At 54.5% G+C, this 4403-nt stretch carries 8 protein-coding genes; all 8 read left to right on the forward strand.

All coding sequences use genetic code 11. From position 1 onward, the window contains the following. The first annotated feature begins 1 nt into the window (after position 1). The gene (gene tuf, locus IKG78_RS09840) at positions 2–1186 is read left to right on the forward strand and encodes an elongation factor Tu (protein ID WP_290942855.1); all 1185 of its coding nucleotides are present in this window, start codon (positions 2–4) and stop codon (positions 1184–1186) included. Between the two features lie 9 nt (positions 1187–1195). Beyond that, positions 1196–1504, forward strand: coding sequence for a 30S ribosomal protein S10 (rpsJ, locus tag IKG78_RS09845; RefSeq protein ID WP_014546117.1), 309 nt, complete (start codon positions 1196–1198; stop codon positions 1502–1504). 5 nt (positions 1505–1509) lie between these two features. Then, positions 1510–2127: a 50S ribosomal protein L3 gene (gene rplC / locus IKG78_RS09850; protein ID WP_290942857.1), complete on the forward strand. Its 618-nt coding sequence runs from the start codon at positions 1510–1512 to the stop codon at positions 2125–2127. Further along, a complete protein-coding gene (gene rplD, locus IKG78_RS09855) occupies positions 2127–2747 on the forward strand; it encodes a 50S ribosomal protein L4 (protein ID WP_290942859.1) in 621 nt (206 codons plus the stop codon). Before rplC ends, rplD begins: the two co-directional genes overlap by 1 nt. Further along, positions 2747–3049 (forward strand): 50S ribosomal protein L23, encoded by a 303-nt coding sequence (gene rplW, locus IKG78_RS09860; protein ID WP_290942862.1) that lies wholly within the window; start codon positions 2747–2749, stop codon positions 3047–3049. The genes rplD and rplW overlap by 1 nt, the downstream gene beginning before the upstream one ends. A gap of 2 nt (positions 3050–3051) precedes the next feature. After that, the gene (rplB, locus tag IKG78_RS09865) at positions 3052–3882 is read left to right on the forward strand and encodes a 50S ribosomal protein L2 (RefSeq protein WP_290942863.1); all 831 of its coding nucleotides are present in this window, start codon (positions 3052–3054) and stop codon (positions 3880–3882) included. 3 nt (positions 3883–3885) lie between these two features. Then, on the forward strand, positions 3886–4167 hold the full coding sequence (gene rpsS, locus IKG78_RS09870; protein ID WP_290942865.1) for a 30S ribosomal protein S19: 282 nt from the start codon (positions 3886–3888) through the stop codon (positions 4165–4167). Further along, on the forward strand, positions 4167–4403 hold a 237-nt coding region (locus IKG78_RS09875), incomplete at its 3' end, for an uL22 family ribosomal protein (protein ID WP_290942867.1). The genes rpsS and IKG78_RS09875, both read left to right, overlap by 1 nt.

Genomic DNA, 4403 nt, shown 5'->3' on the forward strand with positions numbered 1-4403 from the left:
AATGGCAAAAGAACATTTTGACAGAAGCAAGCCGCACTGCAACATCGGCACGATCGGTCACGTTGACCACGGTAAAACCACTCTTACTGCTGCAATCTGCACGACTCTCGCTGCTAAGGGTCTCGCCGCAGCAAAGCGTTTCGATGAAATCGACAACGCTCCGGAAGAAAAGGCTCGTGGTATCACGATCAACACTTCTCACGTCGAATACACCACTGCAAACCGTCACTACGCACACGTTGACTGCCCGGGGCATGCTGACTATGTGAAGAACATGGTGACTGGTGCTGCTCAGATGGACGGCGCTATCCTCGTCGTTGCTGCTACTGACGGCCCGATGCCGCAGACTCGCGAACACATCCTTTTGGCTCACCAGGTTGGCGTGCCGAAGATCGTCGTGTTCATGAACAAGTGCGACATGGTCGATGACGCTGAAATTCTCGACCTCGTCGAAATGGAAGTCCGCGAACTTCTCTCCAAGTATGACTTTGACGGTGACAACACCCCGATCATCCGCGGTTCCGCACTCAAGGCCCTCGAAGGCGATCCGGAATATCAGGACAAGGTCATGGAACTCATGGACGCTTGCGACTCTTACATCCCGCTCCCGCAGCGCGATACCGACAAGCCGTTCCTCATGCCGATCGAAGACGTGTTCACGATCACTGGCCGCGGCACTGTCGCTACTGGCCGTATCGAACGCGGTATCGTCCGCCTGAACGACAAGGTCGAACGCATCGGTCTCGGTGAAACCACCGAATACGTCATCACGGGCGTGGAAATGTTCCGCAAGCTCCTCGACGACGCTCAGGCCGGTGACAACGTCGGTCTTCTCCTCCGCGGTGCTGAAAAGAAGGACATCGTCCGTGGCATGGTTCTTGCCGCTCCGAAGTCTGTCACTCCGCACACCGAATTCAAGGCTGAAATCTACGTTCTCACGAAGGACGAAGGTGGCCGCCACACGCCGTTCATGAACGGCTACCGTCCTCAGTTCTACTTCCGCACCACCGACGTTACCGGCACGATTCAGCTTCCGGAAGGCGTCGAAATGGTGACTCCGGGTGACACCGTCACGATTCACGTTGACCTCATCGCCCCGATCGCTATGGAAAAGCAGCTCCGCTTCGCTATCCGCGAAGGTGGACGTACTGTTGGTGCTGGCTCTGTTACCGAAATCATCAAGTAAGGAATAATCATGGCTGGTGAACGCATCCGTATTCGCTTGAAGAGCTTCGATCATCGTATGATCGACCGCTCTGCTCAAGATATCGTGAATACAGCTAAGAACACTGGGGCACGCATTGCCGGCCCCATCCCTCTCCCGACGAAGATCCAGAAATATACGGTGCTCCGCTCTCCGCATATTGACAAGACTTCTCGTGAACAGTTCGAATCCCGTACGCACAAGCGTCTTATCGACATCCTTGATGCTACGCCGCAAACTGTAGATTCCCTCATGAAACTTGACTTGCCGGCAGGCGTTGAAGTCGAAATTAAGGTCTAATAACAATGAACGGTATTCTCGCAAAGAAATTGGGAATGACCCAAGTGTTCACGGAACAGGGCGAATGCGTCCCTGTCACGGTTCTCGAAGCCGGTCCGTGCGTGGTCGTTTGCCATAAGACAGAAGAGAAGGACGGCTACACTGCTGTCCAGATCGGCTTTGGTCTCAAGAAGGAACAGCGTGCCAACAAGGCAGAAATCGGCCATTTCAAGAAGGCTGACGTCGCTGTTCGTGAACACCTCGCTGAATTTGATGTCGCTGATCTCGAATCCTGGCCGGTTGGCAAGGAATTCGGTGCTGCCGACTTCGCTGATGCAAAGACTGTGAACGTCTCTGGCATCTCCAAGGGTCATGGTTTCTCTGGCACTATCAAGCGCCACGGTTTCCATAGCGGTCCTCGTTCCCATGGTACGCACAATATGCGCGAACCGGGTGGTACGTCCGCTCACTCCTATCCGGGCCGCGTTTTCCCGGGTAAGCGTATGGCTGGTCAATACGGCAACAAGAAAGTGACCGTGAAGCACCTCCAGGTCGTGAAAGTTGATAGCGACCGTAACCTGATCTTCGTCCGTGGCGCTGTCCCGGGTGCGAAGAACAGCATCATCGTGGTGAGGAAAGACTAATGGCTAGTGCAAAGCTTTTCGCCGCTACTGGCGATTTTAAGAATGATATCCAGCTCCCGGCTCTCTTCGACCAGGAAGTCAACAAGGTCTGCATGTACCTCCACATCAAGGCTATCCTGAACAACAAGCGTCAGGGTACTGCCCAGACTAAGTCCAAGGGCGAAGTCAGCGGCGGTGGCCAGAAGCCGTGGAAGCAGAAGGGTACGGGTCGCGCTCGTTCCGGCCAGAACACCTCCGCAGTGTGGGTTCGTGGTGCCAAGGCTCACGGTCCGAAGTCTCATGACTATTTCGAAAAGGTAAACAAGAAGGTCAAGAAGATCGCTTTCCACTCTGCACTCGCTGCAAAGGCCCAGGAAGGCAAGGTCCTCGTGTTCGAAGCTCTCAGCTTCAACGCCCCGAAGACCAAGGATCTCCTCGCTGTCCTCAACAAGGCTGGCGTCGAACAGCGCAATGCTCTGTTTGTCGTGAGCGCAAAGGATGCGAACCTCTACCTCTCCTCCAACAACATTCCTTGGTGCCGTTGCGCACGCGTCGAAGATGTCAACACTTACGACATCGTCCGCGCTAACAACGTTGTCATCTCCCAGGCTGCTCTCGCAGAACTTGAAGGAGGCCGCTAATGAAAGAAATTCGTGAAATCCTCGTTGCTCCGCACGTCACCGAAGAAACCATGAAGAACATGGTGAATCGCCGTAACGATGTGCACAAGTATGTGTTCAAGGTTGCCATGGACGCTTCCAAGGAAGACATCAAGGGCGCTATCGAAAAGCGTTTCGATGTCAAGGTCGCTAAGGTCAACACGCTCATCAACCGTGGCAAGATCAAGCGCGTCCGCATGGTCGCAGGCAAGAAACCCAACTGGAAGAAGGCCTACATCACACTTAAGGCCGGGCAAAAGATTGCCGAGTTTGAAGGAGTATAACCATGGGTCTGAAATCTTATCGCCCGATTACCCCGACGCTTCGTTACAAGCAGATTGGTGACCGCAAGGAAATCACTGCCCAGAAGCCGTACAAGCCGCTTACCGAAGGTATCAAGCGCAGCTCTGGCCGTAACAACGCTGGTGAAATCACTTCCCGCCGTCGTGGTGGTGGTCACAAGAAACTGTATCGTATCATCGACTTCAAGCGCCAGTTTGCCGGTCTCTCCTGCACTGTCGAAACGATCGAATACGATCCGAACCGTACCGCACGTATCGCTTTGGTCAAGTACCAGAACGGCAAGCGCGCATACATCATCGCTCCGGCCGATATCAAGGTTGGCGATGTGCTGAACTCCGGTGAAGGCGCCGAATTCCGCGTAGGTAACGCAATTCCTCTCCGCGACATTCCGCTGAACACGGTTATCCACAACATCGAAATGAAGCCGGGCAAGGGTGCCCAGATTGCTCGTTCCGCTGGTGCCGGTGCTGAACTGGTCGCCAAGGACGGCAAGCTCTGCCAGGTCAAGCTTCCGAGTGGCGAAGTCCGCTACATCCCGGAAGACTGCCTCGCTACCGTTGGCCAGGTTTCCAATATCGATCACATGAATGAATCCTCGGGTTCTGCAGGCCGCTCTCGCTGGCTCGGCAAGCGCCCGGCCGTCCGTGGTGTCGTTATGAACCCGGTCGATCACCCCCTCGGTGGTGGTGAAGGTCGTACCTCTGGTGGTCGTCATCCGTGCTCTCCTTGGGGTAAGAACTCTAAGGGTGCTAAAACTCGTAACAACAAGCGTACCGATAAGTTTATCGTACGTCATCGTCAGAAGAGGGCCTAATTCATGTCTAGATCCCTTAAGAAAGGTGCGTTCGTGGATTCCCACGTTCTCAGCAAGGCTCAGGCCATGGCTAGCTCCGACAAGAAACAGGCTATCAAGACCTGGTCCCGTCGTTCCACAATCGTCCCGGATATGGTCGGACTCACGTTCTCCGTCTATAACGGCAAGCAGTTCCTTCCGGTCTATGTCACCGAAAACATGGTTGGCCATAAGCTCGGCGAATTCGCTTTGACCCGTACTTTCCGTGGTCACCGCAAGACTGAAACTGCTGGAGGCAAGAAATAATGCAAGCTGTTGCTAAAGTGAAAAACGTCCGTTACGGCGTTCGCAAGCTCCGTCGCGTTGTTGACCTCGTTCGCGGCAAGTCCGTAAGCGAAGCTTTCGCGATGCTCTCCATCCTCCGTACGCAGACCAAGGGTGCTTCGCTGGTTGAAAATGCTCTCAAGTCCGCTGTTGCGAACCTTAAGCAGAAGTCCGCCGCTCCGGTTGTTGCCGAAGAAATCGTGATCAAGACCATCACC

Origin of the sequence: Fibrobacter sp., assembly GCF_017545445.1 — a bacterium.
Classification (GTDB): Bacteria; Fibrobacterota; Fibrobacteria; order Fibrobacterales; family Fibrobacteraceae; genus Fibrobacter.

Bases quoted from the DNA above. Each gene is read 5' to 3' on its own strand.
- tuf (WP_290942855.1), top strand. From the start codon at position 2: ATGGCAAAAGAACATTTTGACAGAAGCAAGCCGCACTGCAACATCGGC.
- rpsJ (WP_014546117.1), top strand. From the start codon at position 1,196: ATGGCTGGTGAACGCATCCGTATTCGCTTGAAGAGCTTCGATCATCGT.
- rplC (WP_290942857.1), top strand. From the start codon at position 1,510: ATGAACGGTATTCTCGCAAAGAAATTGGGAATGACCCAAGTGTTCACG.
- rplD (WP_290942859.1), top strand. From the start codon at position 2,127: ATGGCTAGTGCAAAGCTTTTCGCCGCTACTGGCGATTTTAAGAATGAT.
- rplW (WP_290942862.1), top strand. From the start codon at position 2,747: ATGAAAGAAATTCGTGAAATCCTCGTTGCTCCGCACGTCACCGAAGAA.
- rplB (WP_290942863.1), top strand. From the start codon at position 3,052: ATGGGTCTGAAATCTTATCGCCCGATTACCCCGACGCTTCGTTACAAG.
- rpsS (WP_290942865.1), top strand. From the start codon at position 3,886: ATGTCTAGATCCCTTAAGAAAGGTGCGTTCGTGGATTCCCACGTTCTC.